The sequence below is a fragment of the Chryseobacterium mucoviscidosis genome, assembly GCF_002177115.1.
GTDB classification, from domain to species: Bacteria; Bacteroidota; Bacteroidia; order Flavobacteriales; family Weeksellaceae; genus Chryseobacterium; species Chryseobacterium mucoviscidosis.
Genome location: NZ_MVAG01000029.1, coordinates 1 through 277, shown reverse-complemented (window position 1 = coordinate 277; position 277 = coordinate 1). Strand labels below are relative to the sequence as shown.

The following is a 277-nucleotide window of genomic DNA, read 5'->3' as shown; positions in this document are numbered from 1 at the left end:
TCCTGCGACGCTTGGGAAATCCCGGAGGCTGGTTTGCGGACAAAAACCGTTCCGGCGGTGGCCCGCTCATTGATCTTGGCGTACATATTATCGACCAATGCTGGTATCTGATGGGCAAACCGAAGCCTGTTTCGGTGAGTGGCAATACGTATCGAAAACTGGGCAATCGTGCCCATATCGAGCATCTTTCATTTTACAAAGCCGCAGATTACAGTTCTGCTGTCAACAATGTGGAGGATATGGCGAATGCGCTAATTCGCTTCGAGAACGGGGCTTC

Annotated in this window: 1 protein-coding gene; it reads left to right on the top strand. The window is 51.3% G+C overall.

The features are described from left to right. Positions 1-277, top strand: a 277-nt coding sequence (locus B0E34_RS22585) for a Gfo/Idh/MocA family protein (RefSeq protein ID WP_262484709.1), incomplete at both ends; no start/stop codon positions are given.